At 41.3% G+C, this 25389-nt stretch carries 19 protein-coding genes; 6 read left to right on the top strand and 13 right to left on the bottom strand.

Annotated features, from left to right (window positions below; translation table 11 throughout):
- Positions 1-147 precede the first annotated feature (147 nt).
- Complete coding sequence (locus LC608_RS01375; protein WP_229551817.1) at positions 148-369, top strand: type II toxin-antitoxin system HicB family antitoxin; 222 nt, start codon at positions 148-150, stop codon at positions 367-369.
- 217 nt (positions 370-586) lie between these two features.
- On the opposite strand, the gene LC608_RS01370 is transcribed toward LC608_RS01375, so the two are convergent.
- Positions 587-2098, bottom strand: coding sequence for a hypothetical protein (locus LC608_RS01370; RefSeq protein ID WP_229551816.1), 1512 nt, complete (start codon positions 2096-2098; stop codon positions 587-589).
- Between the two features lie 89 nt (positions 2099-2187).
- On the opposite strand from LC608_RS01370, the gene LC608_RS01365 reads away from it, so the two are divergent.
- Entirely contained in the window at positions 2188-2385 is a 198-nt protein-coding gene (locus tag LC608_RS01365; RefSeq protein WP_229551815.1) for a hypothetical protein, read from the top strand.
- Positions 2386-2653: 268 nt separating this feature from the next.
- On the opposite strand, the gene LC608_RS01360 is transcribed toward LC608_RS01365, so the two are convergent.
- A complete protein-coding gene (locus LC608_RS01360) occupies positions 2654-3337 on the bottom strand; it encodes a Uma2 family endonuclease (protein ID WP_229551814.1) in 684 nt (227 codons plus the stop codon).
- A 365-nt stretch (positions 3338-3702) separates the two neighbouring features.
- Between LC608_RS01360 and LC608_RS01355 the strand changes: the two genes are divergently transcribed.
- Positions 3703-10341, top strand: coding sequence for a HAMP domain-containing protein (locus LC608_RS01355; RefSeq protein ID WP_229551813.1), 6639 nt, complete (start codon positions 3703-3705; stop codon positions 10339-10341).
- A gap of 356 nt (positions 10342-10697) precedes the next feature.
- On the opposite strand, the gene LC608_RS01350 is transcribed toward LC608_RS01355, so the two are convergent.
- The gene (locus LC608_RS01350; protein WP_229551812.1) at positions 10698-11303 is read right to left on the bottom strand and encodes a hypothetical protein; all 606 of its coding nucleotides are present in this window, start codon (positions 11301-11303) and stop codon (positions 10698-10700) included.
- Between the two features lie 631 nt (positions 11304-11934).
- Between LC608_RS01350 and LC608_RS01345 the strand changes: the two genes are divergently transcribed.
- Positions 11935-12465 (top strand): universal stress protein, encoded by a 531-nt coding sequence (locus LC608_RS01345; RefSeq protein WP_229552074.1) that lies wholly within the window; start codon positions 11935-11937, stop codon positions 12463-12465.
- Positions 12466-12642: 177 nt separating this feature from the next.
- Entirely contained in the window at positions 12643-13008 is a 366-nt protein-coding gene (locus LC608_RS01340) for a DOPA 4,5-dioxygenase family protein (RefSeq protein ID WP_229551811.1), read from the top strand.
- A gap of 134 nt (positions 13009-13142) precedes the next feature.
- Here LC608_RS01340 and LC608_RS01335 read toward each other — a convergent pair whose 3' ends face one another.
- The 7 genes from LC608_RS01335 to LC608_RS01305 form a co-directional block, all read right to left on the bottom strand.
- Positions 13143-13448 (bottom strand): hypothetical protein, encoded by a 306-nt coding sequence (locus tag LC608_RS01335; protein ID WP_229551810.1) that lies wholly within the window; start codon positions 13446-13448, stop codon positions 13143-13145.
- Positions 13449-14119: 671 nt separating this feature from the next.
- On the bottom strand, positions 14120-14716 hold the full coding sequence (gene coaE / locus LC608_RS01330) for a dephospho-CoA kinase (RefSeq protein ID WP_229551809.1): 597 nt from the start codon (positions 14714-14716) through the stop codon (positions 14120-14122).
- Between the two features lie 72 nt (positions 14717-14788).
- On the bottom strand, positions 14789-16426 hold the full coding sequence (cobA, locus tag LC608_RS01325; RefSeq protein ID WP_229551808.1) for a uroporphyrinogen-III C-methyltransferase: 1638 nt from the start codon (positions 16424-16426) through the stop codon (positions 14789-14791).
- 56 nt (positions 16427-16482) lie between these two features.
- On the bottom strand, positions 16483-17709 hold the full coding sequence (locus LC608_RS01320; protein WP_229551807.1) for a tetratricopeptide repeat protein: 1227 nt from the start codon (positions 17707-17709) through the stop codon (positions 16483-16485).
- A gap of 165 nt (positions 17710-17874) precedes the next feature.
- Entirely contained in the window at positions 17875-20028 is a 2154-nt protein-coding gene (locus LC608_RS01315; RefSeq protein WP_229551806.1) for a hybrid sensor histidine kinase/response regulator, read from the bottom strand.
- 623 nt (positions 20029-20651) lie between these two features.
- Positions 20652-21125 carry a M48 family metallopeptidase gene (locus tag LC608_RS01310; protein ID WP_229551805.1) on the bottom strand — a complete coding sequence of 158 codons (474 nt, stop codon included), beginning with the start codon at positions 21123-21125 and terminating at the stop codon, positions 20652-20654.
- A 3-nt stretch (positions 21126-21128) separates the two neighbouring features.
- On the bottom strand, positions 21129-22142 hold the full coding sequence (locus LC608_RS01305) for a homogentisate phytyltransferase (RefSeq protein ID WP_229551804.1): 1014 nt from the start codon (positions 22140-22142) through the stop codon (positions 21129-21131).
- 439 nt (positions 22143-22581) lie between these two features.
- Between LC608_RS01305 and LC608_RS01300 the strand changes: the two genes are divergently transcribed.
- Positions 22582-23199 carry a hypothetical protein gene (locus LC608_RS01300; RefSeq protein WP_229551803.1) on the top strand — a complete coding sequence of 206 codons (618 nt, stop codon included), beginning with the start codon at positions 22582-22584 and terminating at the stop codon, positions 23197-23199.
- 30 nt (positions 23200-23229) lie between these two features.
- Here the strand turns inward: LC608_RS01300 and cobA (LC608_RS01295) are convergent, their stop codons facing one another.
- From cobA (LC608_RS01295) to LC608_RS01285, 3 genes are all read right to left on the bottom strand, one after another.
- Entirely contained in the window at positions 23230-24009 is a 780-nt protein-coding gene (gene cobA, locus LC608_RS01295; protein ID WP_229551802.1) for a uroporphyrinogen-III C-methyltransferase, read from the bottom strand.
- The gene (locus tag LC608_RS01290; protein ID WP_229551801.1) at positions 24010-24777 is read right to left on the bottom strand and encodes a sirohydrochlorin chelatase; all 768 of its coding nucleotides are present in this window, start codon (positions 24775-24777) and stop codon (positions 24010-24012) included. It abuts the gene before it with no gap.
- Between the two features lie 198 nt (positions 24778-24975).
- Complete coding sequence (locus LC608_RS01285) at positions 24976-25359, bottom strand: DUF4359 domain-containing protein (protein ID WP_229551800.1); 384 nt, start codon at positions 25357-25359, stop codon at positions 24976-24978.
- Between the last annotated feature and the right edge of the window lie 30 nt (positions 25360-25389).

The raw sequence follows: 25389 nt of genomic DNA, 5'->3' as shown, positions 1-25389 counted from the left end.
TTGCTAAGTACCAATTAGCAAATTATGTAATCTAGTTACAAATTAAACTACTATAGTATTCAGATTTGAATACGCTGTCAACACTCATTGAAAAAGTCAATATATCAATTAAACTTAAAAGAAAGAGACTAATAATTAATAAAATCTATGGAAAATTCTTTTACTGCTGTATATGAAAAGTTAGATGATTGGTATATTGGCTACGTTCAAGAGCTACCTGGTGCAAATGTCCAAGAGAGAACTCTGGAAGAAGCTAGAGAAAGTCTACGGGAAGCGATAGAGTTAATTCTAATATCAAATCGGGAACTCGCAGAGCAGCAACTTTCCGGTAAAGATGTCGTCCGTGAACAGATTACTGTCAAATTATAGTGAAAAGACGTGAATTGATTCGCCATTTGGAAAAGAACGGCTGTTTATTTCTTCGGGGGGGGGTGGAAGGCATATGATTTATTACAATCCATCAAACAATAGAACCTCGGCAGTTCCAAGGCATAGTGAGATTGTTGATATTCTAGCTATTAAGATTTGCAAAGATTTGGAGATTTCCCCACCTTAGTGTTGTTGTGGTATGGGTAACTCTCATCTTCTAGCTTAAAATATACCAAGTAGCATAACTAGTTTTAGATAAAACATCATATCTTTCTTCAATTAATTCTAGAATTTTTGGAAACTTTTCTTTAATTAGAGCCTGATATTTATCAGTAATGAATATATAAGGAGGCTTGGATGAATCTAACTCACCTAGAAGTTGTGGCCATTGCTCAGATAGAAATAATTCAAGTGACCATGCATTTAGTGAGGTTGCTTGAGTACGACCAGAGAAATAATAAATAGACGGGTCACCAGCAACAAGAATTTCACCAGGTAAACTTCCTGGTTGAGAGAGAAAGCCAATCTCTGAACGAAGTAATTTATAATCTCCTCTAAATACACTCTGATATTTAAATCGGCTATCTTCAGTTAAAGCAAAATTATTATTAACTAAAGCGATACTCTTAATTTGTAAATTCCATAATAAAGGTGATAAAAACAACAATGATACCAAAATTTTAATTATTGGTGAACTTAATTCGTTGAAACGCTCCCACAATATATCTAAACCTTTAGTTGCTAAAATACCTGTAGGTACAAATAATAGTAAATAATGATATATCCAAAGTGACCTAATTTGGATAAAAATAATACCCAGCCCAAAAACAAACCAAACAACCAATAACAAGGTCAATAAGTTTTTATTCTTACGCAATGATACATTTACTGCAACAAGAGCCATTACAACTAAAGTGATAAAATTCTTTAAAAACCATAGATTTCCAGAAATTAACCTAGATTTATTTAATCTGCCATTAGCAACCACTTGACTTGGATATACAAAGAATGTCTTATATACAATTAATAAACTATCGACAGAGGCAAAATAGCTGACAATAAGTAAAATGGGAAAGGTAATTCCTATAAAAATTGGCAAGCAAATTTCTAGAACAATTTTTTTAGCTTTTTGATGTTTTATCAATATAGAATAAAGCAAAATAGTTAGCCAAAAACAAAGTAGTATAGGCAAAAATATTAATTTAAATATTAGGACAATTCCACCCATGAAGCCTGAGAGTAAAAGTTGAATAAATCTCTGCTTTCCTTCATGGTTAAAAGATTGATGAGTTAGCCAAAGACATAAAAATAAAGGAAAACCAACTAGTCCCTCTACTTGAGTAAATTGCTTATGATATGAAACAATATAATAAACACCAACCGTTAACAAAGGTACTAAACTTCCTACTATCTGATGCCGAAAATAAGTTTTTAGAGTTAGCTGCAATATTAGAGAGAAAAGCATCATGTAAATAAGTTCAAAGATATGGATGCCAATATCATTAAAACCAAATAAACTTCCTGCTAAATAATAAAAGTAATAAATTCCAGGTTGCTTTAGATCCCAAAAATCACGATAGAGTACCTTTCCTTGTTGCATCTCTAAAGCACCTGTTGTAAATAGTGCTTGATCTCCTGCAAATGGAAACGGTAAATTTATCAAACCAATTATGAGAACACAAATTAAAACTAAAATGTCAATTTTACTTAATTTAGGAAGATTAATCATGGAAGTTTACTCCTGTTGAATAAATATAATAACGTTAACGCCGCAACCAGTTGATTTATGTAAAAGGTATTATCTCAGACAACAAGCAAATGCTAGGAGTTGGCAGCCGTTACGGTAAAACCAGCCCAGAATACGAGATGGGGGGTGGTGCTAGACGAGGTAATACCAAGAAGAAGCGAAGCGTACTAGACAATTCCAAACTCACCAATTCTTTAGCAGCTGATTCTGTTAAGCTTTCTTCTGCAAATGGATCTATGAATGGGGCATCGGCTGCGATCGTGAGTTGAGTAAAATCTAATAAGGTTTAGTGTCAACTTAAGCTCAAACACTCAATTTACCGTGGTTTGAGATCCTCCCCCAACCCTCTTAAAAAAGGGGCACTAGTTCCCCCCTTCTTAAGGCTACGGTGTATACACAAGTCAAATTACCCCCCTTAATCCCCCCTTAGAAAGGGGGGAAACAGGAAATCCAGTTCCCTCCCCAATACATACGGGGAGGGTTAGGGTGGGGTAAAACTGACACGAAAACTCAGTGAGTAAACTATTTCAGACTTGTCTATTTCTTCAACTGCTGCACAAACGCATTATGTTCCGGTGACTTCAACCCCGCTTGCACCACCTCCAACACTCGCACCATCTGATTGTTTAACAGCGCCTCCACCGTTAACCACAAACCCGGAAACACCTGAGAGCGAATAATTCCATCTGCACTAGGAGATAGCAATCGATAGTCGCCATCAATTAGGCAAAACCATTCAATTTGATTCTCGTAAGATTGCCAGATTACGTACTCCAACACCCCATTACGGCGATAAACCTGCTTTTTGCTGCCTGTATCGATCGCAACGCTACTCGCTGCAATTTCAACAATCAATTCGGGAGATCCTTCAATGTAACCGTCGCTGCTCAAACGGGTTTGTCCGCCTGCGTCTGGTTCAATAAACAGCACTGCATCTGGCTGGGGTTCATTGTCTAAATCCAGTCTGACGGTTGGGGCATCACTTAAATCAACGCCAGGAGTCAGTGATTGGTAAACTCCTAACCAAGTTATAGCTCGACTGTGGGGTTTGCCATGCTGCTCATGTCTTAAGGGAGATGCCACGTAAACGATTCCTTCAATCAGTTCTGCTTTCTTGATATGGGGTGCAGCCGCATAACGCCGTTCAAATTCAGGGCGAGTTAGGCGGTCGCCACTTTCAAGTGGAGGCAGATGTCTCTGATCTGAGTACTCTCTAACCATTTGCCAATCCTTGGAGTTGCCGGATATTTATTCCAAAAATCATAAAACGTGATGTTAATAATCATCATGTGTTCTACTGTGCGATCGCTTACTCGCCCAAGTTAGGCATCGCCGATAATTAATGCTGCATAACAGAGTCCAACTCGCTATGATTAGCTAAGTGGGATGCCAGGTACATCGACGGCAATACCATTTAGTTAGCAGTCTTTATCAACTGCTTACACTCGCACCCATAAAAATTAGTTTGATCCACTTTCTACTCCCTGCTCTCTATTTTGATCGGCATTACCTAAAAGTCACCTGACTAAGTACGGGGTGCAAAAAATACAAAAAATTCTTCAAGGATTAAGATTAAGGATACGGCTATGGCAACCGAACAGTTAACTAGAGACAGTGATAATCTAGATTTAAATCAGCTACTAAGAACGCTGAATGCTGTTAAACAGGGTGATTTCTCTGCTCGGATGCCTATAGACCATACTGGTATGGCAGGGAAAATAGCTGATACGCTCAATGATATTATTTACCAGAATGAGCGGATGGCGGCCGAACTACAGCGCATTGGTAATGTTGTCGGCAAAGAAGGCAAAATTGCCGATCGCGCCTCTCTCGGAGATGTTCGGGGTTCATGGTCAGATTGTGTTACTTCTGTCAATACTCTAATTACAGATTTAGTTCAACCAACAGCTGAAACTACTCGGGTAATTCGGTCAGTCGCCAATGGTGACTTATCACAAACGATCGCTACAGAAATTGATGGCCGACCCCTCCAAGGTGAGTTTCTCCAAACTGCTAATATCGTTAACACGATGGTGGATCGGCTTGGTTCTTTTGCTTCGGAAGTAACGCGGGTGGCGCGTGAAGTGGGAACCGAAGGTAAATTGGGCGTTCAAGCCGAAGTGCAAGGTGTTGCTGGTACTTGGAAAGATTTGACTGATAACGTTAACTTGATGGCTGGTAATCTTACCGGACAAGTTCGCAACATTGCCGAAGTTGCCACTGCGATCGCAAATGGGGACTTATCTAAAAAAATCACTGTAAATGTCAAAGGCGAAATTCTAGAACTAAAAAACACCGTCAACACGATGGTGGATCAGCTTAATTCTTTTGCTAGTGAAGTAACGCGAGTTGCCCGTGAGGTGGGAACTGAAGGGAAGTTGGGCGTACAAGCCGAAGTTAAAGGAGTAGCAGGTACTTGGAAGGATCTGACAGACAACGTTAACTTGATGGCAGGTAATTTAACAGCCCAAGTCCGTAACATTGCGGAAGTGACAACGGCGGTAGCGAATGGCGACCTTTCCAAGAAAATTACTGTTGATGTCAAAGGTGAAATTTTAGAGTTGAAAAACACCGTCAACATCATGGTGGATCAACTTAATTCTTTTGCATCGGAAGTAACAAGGGTTGCGCGTGAAGTGGGTGCAGAAGGAAAATTAGGCGGACAAGCAGAAGTGCGCGGGGTAGCGGGTACGTGGAAAGATTTAACCGACAGCGTAAACTTCATGGCGGGAAGCTTGACGGCACAGGTGCGGAATATTGCGGAAGTGACAACGGCGGTTGCAAATGGCGACTTATCCAAGAAAATCACCGTCGATGTGAAAGGCGAAATTCTGGAGTTGAAAAATACCATCAATACAATGGTGGATCAGCTTAATTCCTTTGCATCAGAAGTGACGCGAGTTGCGCGTGAGGTGGGAACCGAAGGGAAGTTGGGTGTACAAGCAGAAGTCCGGGGAGTAGCAGGGACTTGGAAAGATTTAACTGATAACGTTAACTTAATGGCGGGTAATCTCACCGGACAGGTGCGAAATATTGCGGAAGTTGCCACTGCGATCGCAAATGGTGATCTATCTAAAAAAATCACCGTCGATGTCAGAGGTGAAATTCTGGAGTTGAAAAATACCATCAATATCATGGTGGATCAACTTAGTTCCTTTGCATCAGAAGTAACAAGAGTTGCCCGTGAGGTGGGCAGTGAAGGTAAACTGGGTGTGCAAGCCGATGTGCGCGGTGTGGCTGGAACTTGGAAAGATTTAACCGACAGCGTAAACTTCATGGCGGGAAGTTTAACGGCACAGGTGCGGAATATTGCCGAAGTAACTACGGCGGTTGCAACAGGCGACTTATCCAAGAAAATCACTGTTGATGTTAAAGGTGAAATTCTGGAGTTGAAAAATACCATTAATACAATGGTGGATCAACTCAATTCCTTTGCATCGGAAGTAACAAGGGTTGCCCGTGAGGTAGGAAGTGAGGGTAAACTCGGCGTACAAGCAGAAGTGCGTGGCGTGGCGGGTACGTGGAAAGACTTGACCGATAGCGTGAACTTCATGGCGGGAAGCTTGACGGCGCAGGTGCGGAACATTGCCGAAGTAACTACGGCGGTTGCAACAGGCGACCTTTCCAAGAAAATCACTGTTGATGTTAAAGGTGAAATTCTGGAGTTGAAAAATACCATTAATACAATGGTGGATCAACTCAGTTCCTTTGCAAGTGAAGTGACGCGAGTTGCGCGTGAGGTGGGGACTGAAGGTAAATTGGGTGTACAAGCGGAAGTGAAAGACGTTGCTGGTACTTGGAAAGATTTAACCGACAGCGTGAACTTCATGGCGGGAAGCTTGACGGCACAAGTGCGGAACATTGCCGAAGTGACAACTGCGATCGCAAATGGTGACTTATCCAAGAAAATTACTGTTGCCGTCAAAGGCGAAATTCTCGAACTCAAGAATACCATCAATATAATGGTGGATCAACTCAACTCCTTTGCAAGTGAAGTGACGCGGGTGGCGCGGGAAGTGGGAAGCGAGGGTAAACTGGGCGTACAAGCAGATGTGCGCGGCGTAGCTGGGACTTGGAAAGACTTAACCGACAGCGTAAACTTCATGGCGGGAAGTTTAACGGCACAGGTGCGAAACATTGCTACAGTGACTACGGCGGTGGCAAATGGCGACCTCTCGAAGAAAATCTCCGTTGATGTCAAAGGTGAAATTTTAGAGTTGAAAAATACTATCAATACGATGGTGGATCAACTCAATTCCTTTGCAAGTGAAGTGACGCGCGTGGCGCGGGAGGTGGGAACTGAAGGTAAATTGGGCGTACAAGCAGAAGTTAAAGGTGTAGCCGGGACTTGGAAGGATCTCACCGAAAGTGTGAACTTCATGGCGGGAAGCTTGACGGCACAGGTGCGGAACATTGCCGAAGTTACCACGGCTGTAGCAAACGGCGACTTATCCAAGAAAATCACCGTCGATGTGAAAGGTGAAATTCAGGAACTCAAAAACACCATTAATACAATGGTGGATCAGCTAAATTCTTTTGCATCAGAAGTTACCAGGGTTGCCCGCGAAGTGGGAACGGAAGGTAAATTAGGCGTGCAAGCTTACGTCAGAGGAGTTGCAGGGACTTGGAAAGATTTAACAGACAACGTTAACTCAATGGCGGGGAACCTCACCGGACAAGTTCGCAACATCGCGGAAGTTACTAAGGCGGTAGCTAATGGCGACTTATCTAAGAAAATTACCGTCGATGCCAAAGGCGAAATTTTAGACTTGAAGAACACCACCAATACAATGGTGGATCAACTTAGTTCGTTTGCCAGTGAAGTAACGCGGGTGGCGCGAGAAGTGGGAACTGAAGGGAAGTTAGGCGGACAAGCGCAAGTCCAAGGTGTTGCAGGAACTTGGAAAGATTTAACAGACAACGTTAACTCGATGGCGGGTAACTTAACGGCACAAGTGCGCGGTATCGCCAGAGTTGTAACAGCAGTTGCTAACGGTGACTTGAAACGGAAACTGATGTTAGATGCTAAGGGAGAAATCGAAACCTTAGCAGAGACAATCAACGAGATGATTGATACTCTAGCGACATTTGCCAATCAGGTAACTACAGTAGCGCGGGAAGTGGGAATTGAAGGAAAGTTAGGCGGACAAGCTAGAGTACCTGGCGCGGCTGGAACTTGGAAAGATTTGACGGATAATGTAAATGAACTTGCTGCTACACTGACAACTCAGTTGCGAGCGATCGCAGAAGTTGCTACAGCTGTAACTAAAGGTGATTTAACTCGTTCAATTGCCGTCGAAGCACTAGGGGAAGTTGCGATACTCAAAGACAACATCAACCAGATGATTGCTAATCTGCGCGAGACAACGCAGAAAAATACTGAGCAAGACTGGTTGAAAACTAACCTGGCTAAGTTTACCCGAATGTTGCAAGGTCAGCGAGACTTAGAAACCGTATCTAAATTAATTCTCTCAGAACTAGCACCTTTAGTAGGAGCGCAACACGGCGTATTCTTCCTGATGGAGTCTGGGGAAAATATACCGTATTTGAAATTAATTAGTAGCTACGCTTACCGCGAACGCAGACATTTGGCTAACCGCTTCCACTTGGGTGAAGGTTTGGTGGGACAATGCGCTTTAGAAAAAGAGCGAATACTGTTGACAGATGTACCAACTGATTATGTCAGAATTGCCTCTGGTTTAGGAGAATCGTCTCCACTTAATGCCGTGGTGTTACCTGTACTCTTTGAAGGACAGGTGACAGCAGTCATAGAATTAGCCTCCTTCCGCCGCTTTAGCGAAATTCATCTGACATTCTTCGACCAACTTACCGAAAGTATAGCGATCGTTCTCAACACGATCGCAGCATCCATGCGAACTGAAGAATTACTCAAGCAGTCGCAATCTTTGGCTGAAGAACTCCAAACCCAGCAAAATGAACTCCGGGAAACCAACAAGCGCCTAGAACAACAAGCCCAATCACTCAAAACCTCTGAAGATTTACTCAAAGGACAACAAGAGGAACTGCAACAAACCAACGCCGAGTTAGAAGAAAAGGCAGAGTTGTTGGCGATCCAAAAGAAAGAAGTCGAGCGCAAAAACCGGGAAATCGAACAAGCAAGGCTCTCTTTGGAAGACAAGGCTGAACAACTCGCCCTTTCTTCAAAATACAAGTCTGAGTTTCTTGCCAACATGTCCCATGAACTGCGGACACCGCTAAACAGCTTGTTGATTTTGGCGAAGTTGTTGTCAGATAACATTGATCGCAATCTTACCAACAAGCAAGTCGAATACAGCCAAACAATTTACTCAGCAGGTAATGATTTGTTGGCGTTAATCAATGACATTCTGGATCTCGCCAAAATTGAATCTGGAACTATGTCGATTGACATGACTCAAATGCCATTGACAGAATTGGGCGAGCAGATTGAGCGCACCTTCCGACAAATCGCTCAGAGCAAAGCACTTGCTTTCACAATTGAATTGGCTCCCGAATTGCCCACAACCATCTATACAGATGTCAAACGCTTACAACAGGTGTTGAAAAATCTCCTCTCCAACGCTTTTAAATTTACAGAAAAAGGGGAGGTACGCTTACAGATTGCGGTGGCGAAGCAGGGATGGAGCAAAGACCAGGAAACTTTAAATCGCGCCCAGATTGTCATCGCCTTCTCAGTTAGCGATACAGGCATTGGCATTGCCCCCGACAAGCAAAAAGTGATTTTCGAGGCATTTCAGCAAGCCGATGGCTCTACCAGTCGCAGATACGGCGGTACCGGATTGGGCTTATCAATTAGCCGTGAAATTGCCCGTCTCTTCGGCGGCGAAATTAAACTAATCAGTCAACCCGGTCAAGGTAGCACCTTTACATTTTACTTCCCCCAATTGAGTTCTGTTAGCGATAGCGGGGCGTTTAGCCCGTTCCGAGTGCTGAGTCCTGAGTCAACATCAACACAATCTAGAGACGCGATTAATCGCGTCTCTACCCACTCCTCACTCCTCACTCCCCACTTAGCACTCCTAAATGACGATCGCGCTGTTATTGAAAGAGGCGATCGCGTGTTACTAATTGTTGAGGATGACATTAATTTTGCGCGTATCCTGCTAGAGATGGCACAACAGCACGGATTCAAGGTGATCACTGCCCAAACAGGCAGTACAGGTTTGATGTTAGCGCAGCAATTCCAGCCTTCAGCCATTTTGCTAGATATCAGGTTGCCAGAAATGGATGGTTGGACTGTATTAGATCGTCTGAAGCATGACCCGAATACGCGTCACATTCCTGTACATATTATGACCGTTGAGGAAGGAAGACAGCGCGGTTTACAACTAGGAGCGATCGCATATCTGCAAAAGCCCTTAACCAGCGAGACAATATCCGAAGCGTTGGGCAAAATTAAAGGTTTTGTTGAACGCCAGGTGAAAAATTTGTTAGTAGTCGAAGACGACGACACTCAACGGCTTAGTATTGTTGAGCTGATTGGCAACAGCGATGTTGCTACCATTGCTGTGGGCACTGGTGCAGCAGCTTTAGAAGCTATTCGTTCCCAGCATTTTGATTGCCTCGTTCTCGATTTAGGGCTACCCGACATGACTGGGTTTGAACTTATCGAGCAGATAAAGCTTCTACCTCACGGTAAAACTTTACCAATTATTGTCTACACAGGTAGAGAAATTAGCAAAGCTCAAGAAACGGAACTTAGACGGATTGCCGAAACAATCATCATTAAAGATGTGCGATCGCCCGAACGTCTCCTCGATGAAACAGCATTATTTTTACACCGAGTCCAAGCAAATTTACCAGCACCCAAACGACAAATACTTGAACAACTACATTCTATAGACTACTTACTCGCTGGCAAGAAAGCGCTAATTGTAGACGACGATATGCGTAATATCTTCGCCCTTACCAGTATGTTGGAGCGTTATCAAATCCAGGTTTTATATGCTGAGAACGGCAGCGAGGGGATTAGCCTATTGGAAAGTACACCAGATATTGATGTAGTTTTGATGGACGTAATGATGCCAGAAATGGATGGTTACGAAACAACACGCTTAATCCGCCAAAACGAGCTATTTAAATCTTTGCCGATTATTGCACTGACCGCTAAAGCCATGCAAGGCGATCGCGAAAAGTGTATTGAAGCCGGCGCATCAGACTACATCACAAAACCTGTAGATACTGAACAACTGCTTTCACTATTGCGTGTTTGGCTATACCGTTAATCATAGCAGGGGGCAGGGGGAGAGAAAAAAGCTTATCTCCACCGCACCCAGCCCTCAACCTCCGCAATTGAAATTCTTAATCCCCAACAAATTGGGATTTTAAAAGCTAAATCTCCCAAACTACCCAAGCTGCTAACAGTTGGTTGGGTGCTTGGTTGCGTTAGCATCGCCCGTCTTCGCGGCTACCTAGAACATCGAAGTAAACACCCATTGGTATTCAACTACTATGGCGAGGTTGGTTAAAATTGCACAACCTCTGTGTTTGGGTAGAGTCTCGTAGATAGGGTTGGAAGCTGAACGGTTACCCCTAGTGCATGGAAAAATAACCGGGTGGCAAGATTGAACGAAATAAGCTACTAGCTACAATAAGCCAGATTGCTTAATCCGGGAGTATTTACTAAGTCAGTATTGGCTATCCAACCATTACCGGATAACTCTCCAGGGAAACTTCTGGCAAGGTCGATTTCTACCCAAATATAATTTTCAGATTTGTATGATTTAACTATATTACCTGTAACCAAGTTCACAAACACGATTGTATTAGAATTAAGTGTTGTAATAAAAGCTCCTTTTATACTTGGTTGACCACGTAGAGTTACAGGTTGTACAATTTGCCGACATGCACTGCCAATAGTAGGTTTACTCATGTTGTTATTCGCCTGACAAAACCTCAGCACAGCAGTTTGAATAAACCCTGAAGTCGGAGATTTAATTCTGACAAATCTATCTCCACTAGCTGGTATATATGCTAAAGCAATGTTCGTTTTTGCCGGCAATATTCTGATAGCGCTGGATGATGTTGAAGGTTCTTTGAAAATTGCAGTATCTACTTTAGTTGCACGACAACTCGACTGTGAAGAATTGGAGGGAGTCTGCGCGATTTGAGCAAATACAGGTATACCCAGAGCAAACGTAGCAATCTTTACTAGAGTAAAAATATACAATAACTTCTGAAATTCCACGTTTTTTCCTCAATACCACTTACGAAAGACTGTACATTAGATTCGGAACTTATAAACTTTGAGATTACAAGAGCCTAGAAAAATTATTTTAACCATTAGACTATCATATAGTGGCTTATTAATACTAATTAGAAACTACGCGCAATCTATTAATTATGAATTAATCCACTAATACTAAACTACTTGAATAGGTTGTCAATACAGTTATGAGGGTAAAAACTTTTAATCAACAATAGTCTCCGAATACATCAATTAGTAATAAAAATCTTTAAATTGGAATGCATAGCGGCGTGTCAAAATTCATACGTATTTAATGACACGCTCTAGTAAAGCGGCAAATGCCGTGTGATATTTGTGAAAGCGAAGGTATGAAAATCTGCCCGAACTCAATACTTAGGCAACAATGTATTGTATAAAACATGTTTCTCCTAGTAATTAAAGATAAATGTCTTCTTCACACGTTCCTCAAATTGTTTTGCTATAAACATAAATATAGGGTGAAAACCTTTAAGAAATTTAAAATTCACAAGTCACGAAACATAGTTGAGGGATTAGTCATTTTTGACAATCCAGCATTTGGAAACCAGAAACAGTAAAGACCATTTACCAATGAAATCGGAGGTCTATTATGATGTTTAAAAAGATTTTAGTTGCATTAGATCGTTCGGAAATAGGGCAACAGGTTTTTGAGGAAGCCTTGGGTTTAGCAAAGTTAACACAAGCTAGCTTAATGCTAGTGCATGTCTTGTCTCCCGAAGAAGAGGGTAGTCCTTACGTACCTATGCTGTCTCATTTTGACTACTATCCAGGATTGAGCAGTCAAAGCTTCGAGTTATACCAAAACCAGTGGGATACCTTTAAAAACTTAGGAATCCAGATGTTACAATCTTTCTGTGCCCAAGCTACCGCAGCAGGTATAACTACTGAATTTACACAAAATATTGGTAATCCTGGCCGCATCATTTGTGATTTTGCTCATAGTTATAATGCTGACCTAATTGTAATGGGGCGTCGAGGTCGTTCTGGGCTGATGGAACTATTTCTCGGTAGTGTGAGTAACTATGTTCTTCACCATGCTCCTTGTACGGTGCATGTTGTGCATCTTTCAGTTGCTCCTAAAACACATGAAGTTGTCAAAGAAACTACTAGTAATATTGCATAAATCTGAGCGAGCCAAACTCTGAATTTGGTTTATTCTCGCCTACCTACTTCCTTGAATCTCCACAACCAATCTTTAACCGCACGGTATTGGGCTAAAATTAAGCGTAGACATCGCTTTTTCAGTGAAAAAGAAAAAGTCTGCTACCCAAAATTAGAGTTGAGAACGAAAAGTGGATCTATGGAAGAAGATACTATCAAGATCACTGGTTTTCATGCTCATGTTTACTTCGATCCCGCCAGTCGGGATATAGCTGCGCGTGTACGTGAAGGATTGGGTGCTAGGTTTAACGTGCAACTCGGACGCTGGTTTGACAAGCCCATCGGGCCCCACCCAAAAGGAATGTATCAAGTTGCTTTTTTACCGAATCAATTTGATAAAGTTGTTCCCTGGTTAATGCTTAATCGTGAGGGATTGGATATTCTCGTCCACCCTGAGACAGGCGATGCTGTGGCTGACCACGCAGTTCATTCTTTATGGTTAGGAGAAAAGCTAGATTTGAATATTGAGTTTCTTCAACGGCTTAATTCGACTTTATCTAATTAAAATAAGTAACTTACTTTATTGGGTAAAAGTTCTGGAATGCGGCGTAGAACTTTTTCTGTTAATCCATATTAAGGAATATTAAACCAATTAGCGTTGAACAAAATTTAAATTATAAATTATCTTGACTTTAATATTTAGTCAATCAGCACTTGCTTGAGTAAAGCTATCCACATATCGGATGGATCTGAGTAATAATCAACTTCCTCAACTTGATATTGATAAAATTCACAACCTTCTTGTAAAATAATGCGATCGGAGGCTTTAATCCCTGTCCCACTTCCAGTCATATACCCGATTGTTCCTTCATTGAGGCGCTCAAATACGTAGTCGCTTCCAGAAACTAGTCGGCTATAATCGTGTACTTTATGCTTCTGTTTTAATTCGTTTGCTGGAAAGTTAACTAGGGCTAACTTACTTAAAAAACTAAAACTTAAGTTCATACTTGTCCTGATCAAAGACATAAGTGAGTTTTCCCCAAGAAGAAATCTATAACGAAGAGTTCTGGACTCTAGGTGAATCTCAATTCCTTTCAATCACCAATCCAGAATCGAACAGGTGAAAAATCTAGTTAGGAATCAACCGCATTGACAGCTAGTAAAGCCAATACATCACCCAATGTCTAATTAAGTGCCTGCACCCACAAGTAGCAAAAAATAAATTACAAGCAGCTCGTTGACAAGGTACTTAGAAAAATAATTGTAAATTAGAAGGAATGATTTCCAATTAAGTTTTCTTAAATCTTAATTATTAGTTATTAATATTTTTTAATTTTTAGCCAATGATATTTTTTGCTCAGTAACCCTTTCAAATCATTCATGATTTTGCATATATCAGGTAAAAATCAACTATTGATTACTTTCTACCTTGAACTTTGAACATCATTACAATCATATTATCCAGTATAATATCAGAGGTTTATAGCAGTTATTTAGTAATTAACCATTTAAATTTACATTACTATAAACCACAGCTTCAACTGTAAAACCACCGAATTATTTTACAAATCTGGGTTAGATAGGAGGATTTTTTACTTAACTAAATAATATTTATTTTATAAACCTTTTATATTTTGAGAATGTATTCTATGTATATTTTTCAATATAAATAGTATTTAGTCCCTAGTTGTGGTTTTTAGAGCTACATCTACTTGCTTCAGTAGTACTTCTAGGGTGGAAGAGTTATCTAAAACTACATCTGCATAAGCCACTTTTTCTTCGATAGATAGTTGGCTGTTGATCCTGGCTTGTGCCTGCTCTCTATTTAAATGGTTTCGTTGTATCAATCTTTGTAGCTGTTGCTCTTGTGAACAACGCACTACCCAAATTTCTGTAACTAAATCAGTCATGCCAGCTTCAAATAATAGAGGCACTACTAACACCAGTGTTTGTGAGGAAGATAGGGCGATCGCTTGCTCAAAGCGATCGCGCACATCTGGATGAATCAAATTGTCTATCCAGTTGCGTTCATCTTGACGATTAAAGATAATTTCGCCTAGCTTTTGGCGGTTGAGGCTGCCATCTGGTAATAAAATTTGTTCGCCGTAACGTTGAGCGATCGCACCAAGAATAGGTGAACCTAAAGATACTGCCTCTCTAGCATAAATATCTGCATCCAGAATCGGCAGCTTATAAGCGCTAGCCAAATAATTGGTGACAGTGGTTTTGCCTGTGGCAATACCGCCAGTTAAGCCGATTATACGTTTTGTCATTAGTCATTAGTCATTAGTCATTAGTCATTAGTTATTCTCCCCCTGCTCCCCCTGCTCCCTCATCTCCCTCATCTAATAATTTGTCCCCCATGTTATCAATGCTTGGGTTAAACCATCTAAAGTATATTCTTGGGCTTCTACATCCACACGCCTGAATAAAAAATTACAGGTTTTGGAGGTTTGAGGCCCGATAGAGGCAATACAAACGCCCTCTAAGAATTGACTAAGATCAGAGTTGTTGGAAAATATCTTGTTAGTAAGTTGACAGAAAAATTGCACAGTTTTAGAACTGGCAAAAGTAATCACATCTATCTTGCGGTTTTGGAGAGCTAGCTGTGCCTCTGGTGGAATACCACTCGGACAACAAGATTGATATGCGGCAACTTCTATCACCTTTGCTCCCTTGAGAGTTAATTCCTTAACTAAAATTTCTCTGCCGCCGCTTTCAACTCTGGGAAATAAAACCTTTTTACCATGCAGATCCTCTGGGAAATTTTCCGCTAAAGAATCAGCAATAAAATTGGGGGGGATAAAATCTGCTTGGAGAGAGTGTTGTTTTAGACAATGGGCTGTTTTCTCACCAACGACGGCAATTTTAACGCCTGCTAAGGCACGGCTATCTTTACCTTGGGCGTTTAGCCTTTCAAAAAAGTAGTCTATGGCATTGGTAGAAGTAAGAATTAACCAGTCGAAGTCAGATAAATGAGCGATCGCATTATCCAAAGCTTCCCAACAGGAGGGCGGGCCGATTTCTAAGGTAGGCATTTCGATGACTGTTGCACCTAATGCGATGAGGCGATCGCTAAATTGGCTCGACTGTCCAACTGAACGTGTCACCAAGATTGTTTTGCCACTGAGAGGAAGACTAGATGAGGGGAAGTTACTTAACATAGGTTGGGGTATAAAAATACTCTCGTTCACAGGCAGAACCTGGGAATGCCTTGTTCCAGGCTCCTGCTTGATAATTTTGTCTAAATATATATTCTCAGGTTGTAAGTACTTCCGTAGCCCAACAACTTCGCCAATAACAATTACTGCTGGAGAAAGGGATAATTCGGTGGTTTGTTCTACAATATTGCCCAGTTGCGCTGTCCAAATTTGTTGGCGAGGAGTTCCTGCCCAACGAATGATGGCAATGGGTGTTAAGTGCGATCGCCCGTGTCGCAGCAGTTGATGTACAATTTCTGGCAGATGTTGCCCTCCCATCAAAATTACCAATGTCTCTAGCCGTGAGAGTGCCTCCCAGTCTAAAACTTCTGGTTCATGAGCTGTAAGCACTGCAAAAGTGCGGCTCAACACCGGATCTGTAAGGGGAATTCCTGCTAACAAAGGTGCTGCAAGGGCTGAGGAAATTCCTGGTACTAGTTCAAAATCACAACCAGATGCTTTCAGCGCTTCAATTTCGGAAGTGCAACGCCCAAAAATTAACGGATCGCCTGATTTGAGCCGTACAACTTGTTTCTCTTGCTGGCAATGCTTTACTAGTAACTTGTTAATCTCAGCTTGGGTTGTACTAGGTTTCCCACCACGTTTCCCAACATCCAACTTCAAACAATCAGGTGGTACGCACTGCAACAATTGAGCATCTACCAGGGCATCGTAGACTAAAACCTGAGCAACAGCTAAGAGATTGTAAGCTTTTACCGTCAGGTATGCCACATCTCCAGGCCCAGCACCTACGAGGTAGACTTTACCCTTTTTTTGAGTCATTTGTCATTTGTCATTGCTTTTTCTCCCCCTGCTCCCTCTGCTCCCTGCACCCTGCTTCAATTCGTTCGGATATTCATTTTTTGGATTAGCTGATCAACTTGCTCAACCATCTCTTTATTTTCCTCAGCTTGGAATAAGTCTCTGGCTTTTTTGAGATTAACGATCGCTTCTTCTAGCTGTTGTTCTCTTCCTAAAGTGATTCCCAGATTATAGTAAGTGAATGCATCGTTGGGTACAAGGCTAATGGCTTTTTTGTAATGTGCGATCGCTTCTTGTGGTTTACCTTGATCGTCCATCGCATTTCCCAAACCCGTGTAAGCTTGTGCATGTTTGGGATCGAGGCGAATCGCTTCGGTATAGCCAGCGATTGCTTCTGTTAGCTTGCCTTGAGCGTAAAAAGCACTTGCTAAATTATAGTGAGCGTCTGCATAGTTAGGAGCGAAGCTTATGGCTTGTTTGTAATGTGCGATCGCTTCTTCAAGTTTGCCTTGAGCGTACAGAGTATTTCCCAAAGCGTTGTAACCTGCGGGATTTTTTGGATCGAGGCGAATGGCTGCTGTATATTCGGCTATTGCTTCGGCTGGCTTTCCTTGAGCATACAAGGCGTTCCCTAAGTAATAGTGAGCGTCTGCATACTTGGGATCAAAGCTAATGGATTTTTTGTAGTGAGTAACTGCTTGTGCTAGCTCACCTTGATCGTACAGAGCATTTCCCAGACGGGTGTAAGTTGGCGCATAATTGGGTTTGAGGCGAATAGCTGCTGTATATTCGGTGACTGCTTCTGTTGGCTTGCCTTGAGCGTAGAGAGCATTTCCTAAGTTATAGTGAGCGTCTGCATAGTTTGGTTCAAGGCTGATAGCTTTTTTATATTGTGCGATCGCAGCTTCTAACTGATTGAGTCTTGCTAAAGTCAAACCCAAATTAAAGTATGCTCCAGAGTTTTTAGAATCGAGGCTAATGGCTTTTTTATAATGTGCGATCGCTTCTTGTGGTTTACCTTGATCGTCGAGAGTATTTGCCAAAGCAATATAAGCTTGGGCAAAGTTCGGTTCTAGTTCAATTGCTTTCCGAAAAGCCGCCTCAGCTCCTTTGAAATCTCCTTGTTTATAGAGATTGGTTCCTTGCTCAAAGTTAGCAACTGCGTTTTTGCTTTGAGGAACTACGGACTGTACATCATGAATTTTTGATAAAACAACAGCAATATTTTTACCAAAGGCACTATTTCCATTACTCAAACACAAGCAGATAATAGCTGCTACCAGGACATTCTTGTTTTTCAGCATTTTTATTACTTTACCTGCTTGGTTTACCGAAAAATTGGGTCTAAAGCCTTCCCCTTCTAGGGGTACTTTTGGCGGAGTTCTAGGAGGAATTATAAGTGATTAACCTCACTTGATACAAGTCTAATCTCATACAAGGAGGCTTTCTTAAAAGTAAAAAGTCCTTTTTTAGGTAATTGCTGACACTTTTGCTTCAACAAGTTTAGCAATAGCTGCAATTAATTCTTCTGAGTTAAAAGGCTTAGGTAAATGCATCTGAAACCCAGCTTTTAGCGCTTCTTGCTGGTCTTCGTTTCTAGCAAAAGCCGTCAAGGCGATCGCTGGAATTTGTCCACCTTGCTCTGGTGTCAAACTTCTCACTTTACGTATTAACATATAGCCATCCATATCGGGCATACTAATATCGCTGACCAAAACATCTGGCTTTACCTCTGCTAGGATTTTCAATGCTTTATAAGCGGAAGATAAAGCAATAACAAAAGCCCCATCTTGCTCTAATACAAAAGCAGCAAAATCTAGCGAATCAGCATCATCATCGACAACTAAAACCCGAACGCCAGCGAGAGGTAAAGACTTAGGAGTTAATAATACAGGGTAATTTTGTTCATCCGTCAGGCTTGGGCTTTCATCTTGCAGAAGCGGCAAACTAACAGTAAATGTTGCTCCTTTGTTTTCGCCGTGGCTATCTGCTTTGACAATGCCGCCATGTATCTCGATGATATTACGCACAATTGCTAATCCCAGTCCTAATCCACCAAAATTTCTCGTAGAGGTGCTATCTGCTTGACGGAAGTAATCAAACACGAATGGCAAAAACTCAGCGTTAATTCCCTTACCTGTATCGGTAACTATAATTTGAGCATAGCCATCAGCTTGCTTTAATTCCACTTTTACCTTTCCTCCCTTGGGTGTAAATTTTACAGCGTTAGAAAGGAGATTCCAGACGACTTGCTGCAAACGAGTAGAATCGCCCATAACTTCCCCCATAAGGGGTTCAAATACTGTACTTACCTCAATTAACTTTGCTTCTGCTGCTAAACGCATTGTCTGTAGTGCAGTCAATATCGTAGACTCTAGATTAATTTTCGTAATATCTAGCGTCAGTTTGCCCTGTAAAATTCTGGAGATATCTAGCAAGTCTTCAATAAGTTGAACCTGTAAGGTGGCATTCCGCTCGATTGTAGCTAGCGCTTCAGATGTCTTCGCTTGGTTTAACCTGCCAGTTTGCAACAACTTTGACCAGCCGAGAATCGCGTTTAGTGGAGTGCGTAGTTCGTGAGAGAGGACGGCTAAAAATTCATCTTTAATTCGATTGGCTGTTTCTGCTTTAGCTCGTGCTACTTGTTCTAATTCCAGCAGGTGCGCCCGTTCTTCAAGTATTTGTTTTTGTTCGTGGATATCTGTACATGTTCCAAACCACTTCACTACAATACCTTGCTCATCTTTGAGTGGTAAAGCTCGCGCTAGCTGCCAACGATAGGAGCCATCAGAAGCCCGTTTAAAGCGATATTCATTGTTATATATAGTGTTATTATTTACAGCATTAGACCAAACTTCATCAGCACTTTGGATATCATCTGGATGCAATGCAGCCAACCAACCAGAACCCAAAGACTGCTCTAATGTTAGCCCAGTGTATTCGCACCAATTTTGATTAAAATAATCACATTCACCGTTAGCATTAGTTGTCCATACAAGTTGAGGAATTGCCTCAGCCAAATAACGGTAGCGTTCTTCGCTTTGTCGAAGAATTTCTAAGATGCGTTGGCGTTCAAGGATTTCTTGTTGTAATTGCTCATTAGTTTTGCTAATTTCATTGGTACGAACAGCAACCATTTCTTCAAGATGATTCTGGTATTTTCGGAGTTCTTCCTCTACCCGCAACCGTTCGGCTATTTGTGTTTGAAGTTCTTGGTTTGCTTGTTCTAGTTGAGCAGGGCTAGGAAGTGCCAGTGCTTGTGGAACTAGAGGTATAAGTTGTACCGCTGTAACTACAGATATCATTGCAGTTATTGCTTTGACAAACCCCGATAGCCAATAGGTTGGATGCCAAAGCGTCCAAATCTCTATTAAATGAGTAGTGCCGCAAGCTACGATAAAAGCACTAAATAGGAGAAAAATCCAAACAAAGGGCAAATCCTGCCGCTTGCGGACAAAGTAGAAGAGTGTAGCTGGAATCGAGTAATAAGCTAGGGCAATGAATCCATCAGATAATATGTGTAACCAAACTAAATTCGTTTGCCATAGATAGCAGTGCCCATGTGGAATAAATGATCCTGATGTAAAAAAATTAGTCCATAATCCTGATATTATGTCTGACATAAAAACTTGACTTTTTTTGAATCTATAAAATTTACTACTAAATTTATTTTTTTAATTAGCCTAATTTGTTCGCACATCAGTATTAAGAGCGAACCGAAGGCGGCTTTGCTGTTAAATTGTCATTTTGGATTTTTCTTGTCCTTGCTTGATATAGCAGTTACCGCACAGATAAGTACAGATAAAATAATTAACCACAGATAAAGATATATTTCCTTAGGGCTGCTGTGTGCCCCTACCGATATACCTCATTTAAATGAGAATGGCTATACTATTTTAGTATTAAAATATTACTGATGCAGCGTGTCTAGTTGCTGTACTGCTTAAGCAGACTATAATATCTCTTTAAAACCCAAAAAAACTCTTAGTGTAGATGTTTGCAAAAAGATAATATTTTAAAATCATCAAAGTTTTCTCCTATTAATGCATTGTAGCTATCGAGCTTATAGCAAATTGCAATTTTAAGGGCTATAAACGAAGTGGTCAAACTTGCGAAAATTGCGGATAACGTTACGGCAGACATTGGGAAATTGCAAAACAAAAACCATTCTCCCCATTATGAGGGGAATGGTAAAAAAATTAGGAGACGGAACAGGAAAATTTAATCTCCGCAATTTTAACTTAACTTAAGATTTACTAGACTTATCACTCATTTTATCTAACAGTTCACTGATTTTTTTAGCTTTTTCAGGTTGGCGTTGTTTTTGCAATAAATCTTTAGCTTGTACCAGGTTAGTTTTTGCTTCCTCTTCTCGCTCTTGCTGCATGAGAATATTTGCCAGACGCAAGTAAGCGTCAGGATTTTTGGGACTGCGGCGAATCACTTCCCGGAATAATTCTGTTGCTTCCTCTATTTGCCCTTGTTGGTTTAAAACATCTCCCAAAAACAAGCGCACCACATCATTAGTAGAGTTGAGGGAAATCACTTTACGAAACGCTGCTTCTGCACCTTGGTAATCTTTTGCTTGAGAAAGATTAATCCCTTTTTGAAACAAGTCTGAGGTAATCAGAGTTTTCCAAGCAAAATAGCCAAGAATTGACAGACTAAGAACAACTACAACAGTAGCGATAATAGAACTAGTAGGAAAGGTTTCTAGCATTGTCTAAGCCAAAAGACAGGCGATAGGAAAAATCAGGTATTCGATAAAAAATAGTTTCCAAATAAATTGGTAGAATTGAGCGATCGCACTTTTATCTTGTAAGTCTACTGCCAAACTCCGCAACCACATCCAAACTAGCAGGGCTAAATGAGTAATTACCAGAAATATAGGGTTAATTGAGTCCACACGTAGCACACCAACTAAAATTATCCCCAGATAGCAGGCAGTTATCACCCAAAGAGCTAGATTAAACACAGCTTGCGAACCCAGTTTGATAGTGAAAGTAGAGATATTGTAGAGGCGATCGCCTTCCATATCTGGTATATCTTTAAAGATTGCGATCGCAAAGGTAAACACCAAGATAAATAACGTCAGCACCCACACCACAGGCGGAATTACTTGGCTTTGTTTCAGCACCCAACTATAGTGCAAATACAATCCTAAATTAACAATCGTACCGCGCACCGAAAAAATGCATAGTGCTGCCCAAAATGGAAACTGTTTCAAGCGAATTGGCGGTAAAGAATAAGCAGTACCAATAGCCAAACTAATTGCTACCATGCCAAATAAGAATGGCCCAGTTAGCCACGCCACAACTAGCGCCAAAATCCCAGTAAAAGCAACAATTAATTGCCCCGTCTGTTGGGAAAACTCACCTGATGCCAACGGTAAATGAGGCTTATTAATCTTGTCAATATCAACATCTTCTAATTGATTCAGCCCCACAATGTAGACATTGCCACACAGACAAGCAATCCATGCCCCTAAAACAGGGAAGAGCCACTGCGGTCTTGGGGTCTCCCCAAGTCGAGCAAGTGGCGTTAGGGAATGGGGAGTAGGGAATAGGGAAACAGTACTATTACTAATTGCAATGGCAATAAAATACAAACCTAACACACTCAGACTTGTACCAATAATCGTGTGAGGGCGAGAGAATTTCCAGAAAGCGTATAACCAATGGAAATATGATTGAACGGGTTTGCGTGGCAAAGGGCTGTTTGGAAAACTCTGGCTCATGAGTACCTTAGATTCAGTATCCGACTTATTTGTTAACCCTGACTTTTCACGGGATTTAGAAAACCTCACTTCTGCTCTCTCCTGTTGTTGAGAGGCTTTTAATTCTCCCGATTCCCTATTAGGGAAGGGGGCTGGGGGTTAGGTTTCGCGTTAATTTTTCCACATGGCCTAAATTGTCAGATTGTTAACCATTGTCACAGAATTTGGTCATTAACAAGAGCCAAAGCTTTGGACGTAGTGTATGTAGGGGAGGTAGTGGCGGCTTAAACCGTTGCCACAGCCCCCCGTAATGCTACTCAAGAGAATCAATCTACCTTATGAAAGAGGCTCTATCCCGAAAAAACCTAACAATCAACCATGAAAATACCTCTTCCCGATTCTTTTCTGCTACTCCCCATAACGGTACAATCTATCAAAAAAGTAAATAAATAATTAAATTATGACAGCTAATTTGACATCTAAAGCGACATTTGACTTTATGAGTGTCCTATCCCAAGCTGCGGCTGCCTATCAAGGACAGGAAGGCACACCCCCTAGTGCTGAAATATTAGTAAATGCGTTGCTACAAGCAGAAAAATCTACCAGGCAAGAACGGTTAACTTATCCGTTTGAGTCTCTTTTGGGCAAATGGCAACTTTGCTTTGCCACTGGCACTAAGAAAGTCAGAGAGCGTGGTGGAATTGTATTAGGCAAGGGTTTGTATGTACCCAAGTTTATAACAATCAATGTTTCTTTTAATGCCATTTTGGAACAGGATTCAAACAGAGGCGAAATTAGTAATCAGGTTGAATTTGGCCCAGTTTTGTTGAACCTCACGGGGCCAGTGCAATATTTAAGTAAGAAAAATTTATTGGCGTTTGACTTTAACCAAATGCTTATTAGTTTGTTTGGTCGTGTTGTTTATAACAGACCAATGGGTTCTGGTATTCAAGCAGAAGATTTCTACAACCAGTCTATAGCTAAACTCCCTTTCTTTGGCTTCTTTTTGGTGACGGAAAATTTTATTGCAGCTCGTGGCCGGGCTGGAGGATTGGCATTTTGGATTCGAGAAATTTAAAGACAGGGGATTTCACATTTGCCCCAACTATCAAACTGGACGACAACTAGACAAAATACTGTGCATATTTACTACTTGTCCAATGACTGCGATCGCAGGCGCACCAAATCCAGTTTGCTCTACCTGTTCTACAATTGTTTTTAAAGTACCAATCAATTCTTCTTGTTCTGGACGCGTACCCCAGCGCACCAAAGCAATGGGCGTTTCTAAATTCAACCCAGCTGCACTTAATTGTTCCACAATATAAGGCAGATTGTGAATTCCCATATAAATTACAATGGTTTCGGAACCGTGAGCGATCGCATTCCAATCCACCTTCGGTCTATACTTACCTGCCGCCTCATGACCAGTTACAAATGTAACTGAAGAACTATATAGCCGATGAGTCAATGGAATACCTGCATAAGCTGCGGCTGCAATACCCGATGTAATACCTGGCACAACTTCCGTTGGTATTCCAGCTTCAACTAATTCTTCCATCTCTTCGCCACCGCGACCAAAAATAAAAGGATCGCCACCCTTTAACCGCACCACAATTGCATGATCCTGCGCTTTCTCAATCAGCAATTGAGTTGTTTCTTCTTGCAACAACGAATGTCTCCCCGCACGCTTACCAGCATTAATTTGCTCTGCTTGGGGATTAATCATTGCCAGAATTGCCTGACTCACTAAGGCATCATAGATAACTACATCTGCACATTCCAGTAAACCTTTTGCCTTCAAGGTAATCAGTCCTGGATCTCCTGGCCCCGCACCTACTAAATAAACCTTTCCCAAATACTTATTCTCCTGTTTTTCTGTGCGGTTCATCTATCTATCTGTTAAATCCCAAATTAGCTCGGCTAATTCTGCACTTGCTCCCAGTGGTTCTGCCAATTGGAAATTCACCGCAGGAAATTGTAATTTTAGCTCCTCTATTGAGGCCGCGATCGCATCAGTTATTCCACCAGCGAATAAAAAGTATGGCAGAATTGCAATTTCTTTATAACCAGCAGCTACCAACTCTTTCACTCGTGATTCTAAACTAGGAGGGACAGACCAATAAGCAGTTACTGCTGGTAAACTCGCCGCCATTGCTTCCACAGTTTCTTTAGAACCTGGGCGACGGCTACCATGAGCTAAGAGAATCCATGCTTCTGTTTTTATAGCAGCTATTTGCTTTGCCAGCAATTTCTCTAAATTGGGGTGAGAGCCTAAGTATGGTTGCAACTCAATCATGATATCCTGACCAATAGCCTGTTGTGCTAGTGCTACTTCGGCAGGAATATCTGTCATTACATGGACTCCCGGCAGCAGAAATAACGGTACAATTTTGAGGCGATTCTGGTTTTGAGATAGTTTACTTTGGCCTAGTCCAACCCAGGCATCGCCAAAAGCGCTCTGAGCAAATTGTTGAATCTGCTCGTGTAAAGGCTGAGGATTCATTTCCAAAGCAGCTATACCAACCTGATGTTCGTTATTTAATGCATTGTGGTTTTCTGACAATTTGTTATGTACCAGCTTTGCTAGTTGCTGCATAGCAATTTCTGGGCGGCGATCGCGGCTTCCGTGAGATACTAATAGATATGCAGATGACATCGGCAAAGCTTGAACTCTTAGTGACTAATTATCATATTTTACTTAATATTAAGCTGGCGGTAATAAATACTCTGGTAATTATTGAAACTATTATCAAATATTAAATAGAAGTATTCTTAATCACTTGTATAAGGAACTACAAAAATTAAATTGACTATCAGCTTCTGCTCCCCCTGCTCCCTCATCTCCCCCTGCTCCTTACTCTTTCTCGGCAGTGTAAGTATAAAATTGATCAAAAGCTCCCACGGTTTCAAATTTGTAAGAAGGTATCCAAGAGTTTATTTTTAAATTTGTACGGTAAATGCTAAAAATAATATAATTTTGTCTTTCTGTAGTCCTGGCAAGAATTTCTTGGATTTGCGGGTTAGCCGAGTCAACCAACTTATCACAATTAAAACGGATTAAATTTTCTATAAGATTGGTAGTTTTTTTGCATACATCGGTTTTTAAGTATTCTGTCAGCCGTTGCACCGCATATTCTTCATACTCAACCTGACTGGGATTGGTCTTTGCCATTACCACACCCAAGGCCGCGAGTCCTGCTGCTGCTCCAGTATATGCAATGATCCTTAAGGGTTTCATGTTTGCCAAGTAAAATTCATTGTAATTGTT

Origin of the sequence: Nostoc sp. XA010 (assembly GCF_020829625.1) — a bacterium.
GTDB lineage: Bacteria > Cyanobacteriota > Cyanobacteriia > Cyanobacteriales > Nostocaceae > Nostoc.
This window is presented reverse-complemented; position numbering and strand designations above follow the sequence as displayed.

What these genes read in the sequence shown, in the direction of transcription:
- LC608_RS01375 (WP_229551817.1), top strand. Translation starts at nt 148, where the DNA reads ATGGAAAATTCTTTTACTGCTGTATATGAAAAGTTAGATGATTGGTAT.
- LC608_RS01370 (WP_229551816.1), bottom strand. Translation starts at nt 2,098, where the DNA reads ATGATTAATCTTCCTAAATTAAGTAAAATTGACATTTTAGTTTTAATT.
- LC608_RS01365 (WP_229551815.1), top strand. Translation starts at nt 2,188, where the DNA reads ATGCTAGGAGTTGGCAGCCGTTACGGTAAAACCAGCCCAGAATACGAG.
- LC608_RS01360 (WP_229551814.1), bottom strand. Translation starts at nt 3,337, where the DNA reads ATGGTTAGAGAGTACTCAGATCAGAGACATCTGCCTCCACTTGAAAGT.
- LC608_RS01355 (WP_229551813.1), top strand. Translation starts at nt 3,703, where the DNA reads ATGGCAACCGAACAGTTAACTAGAGACAGTGATAATCTAGATTTAAAT.
- LC608_RS01345 (WP_229552074.1), top strand. Translation starts at nt 11,935, where the DNA reads ATGTTTAAAAAGATTTTAGTTGCATTAGATCGTTCGGAAATAGGGCAA.
- LC608_RS01340 (WP_229551811.1), top strand. Translation starts at nt 12,643, where the DNA reads ATGGAAGAAGATACTATCAAGATCACTGGTTTTCATGCTCATGTTTAC.
- LC608_RS01335 (WP_229551810.1), bottom strand. Translation starts at nt 13,448, where the DNA reads ATGAACTTAAGTTTTAGTTTTTTAAGTAAGTTAGCCCTAGTTAACTTT.
- coaE (WP_229551809.1), bottom strand. Translation starts at nt 14,716, where the DNA reads ATGACAAAACGTATAATCGGCTTAACTGGCGGTATTGCCACAGGCAAA.
- cobA (WP_229551808.1), bottom strand. Translation starts at nt 16,426, where the DNA reads ATGACTCAAAAAAAGGGTAAAGTCTACCTCGTAGGTGCTGGGCCTGGA.
- LC608_RS01320 (WP_229551807.1), bottom strand. Translation starts at nt 17,709, where the DNA reads ATGCTGAAAAACAAGAATGTCCTGGTAGCAGCTATTATCTGCTTGTGT.
- LC608_RS01315 (WP_229551806.1), bottom strand. Translation starts at nt 20,028, where the DNA reads ATGTCAGACATAATATCAGGATTATGGACTAATTTTTTTACATCAGGA.
- LC608_RS01310 (WP_229551805.1), bottom strand. Translation starts at nt 21,125, where the DNA reads ATGCTAGAAACCTTTCCTACTAGTTCTATTATCGCTACTGTTGTAGTT.
- LC608_RS01305 (WP_229551804.1), bottom strand. Translation starts at nt 22,142, where the DNA reads ATGAGCCAGAGTTTTCCAAACAGCCCTTTGCCACGCAAACCCGTTCAA.
- LC608_RS01300 (WP_229551803.1), top strand. Translation starts at nt 22,582, where the DNA reads ATGACAGCTAATTTGACATCTAAAGCGACATTTGACTTTATGAGTGTC.
- cobA (WP_229551802.1), bottom strand. Translation starts at nt 24,009, where the DNA reads ATGAACCGCACAGAAAAACAGGAGAATAAGTATTTGGGAAAGGTTTAT.
- LC608_RS01290 (WP_229551801.1), bottom strand. Translation starts at nt 24,777, where the DNA reads ATGTCATCTGCATATCTATTAGTATCTCACGGAAGCCGCGATCGCCGC.
- LC608_RS01285 (WP_229551800.1), bottom strand. Translation starts at nt 25,359, where the DNA reads ATGAAACCCTTAAGGATCATTGCATATACTGGAGCAGCAGCAGGACTC.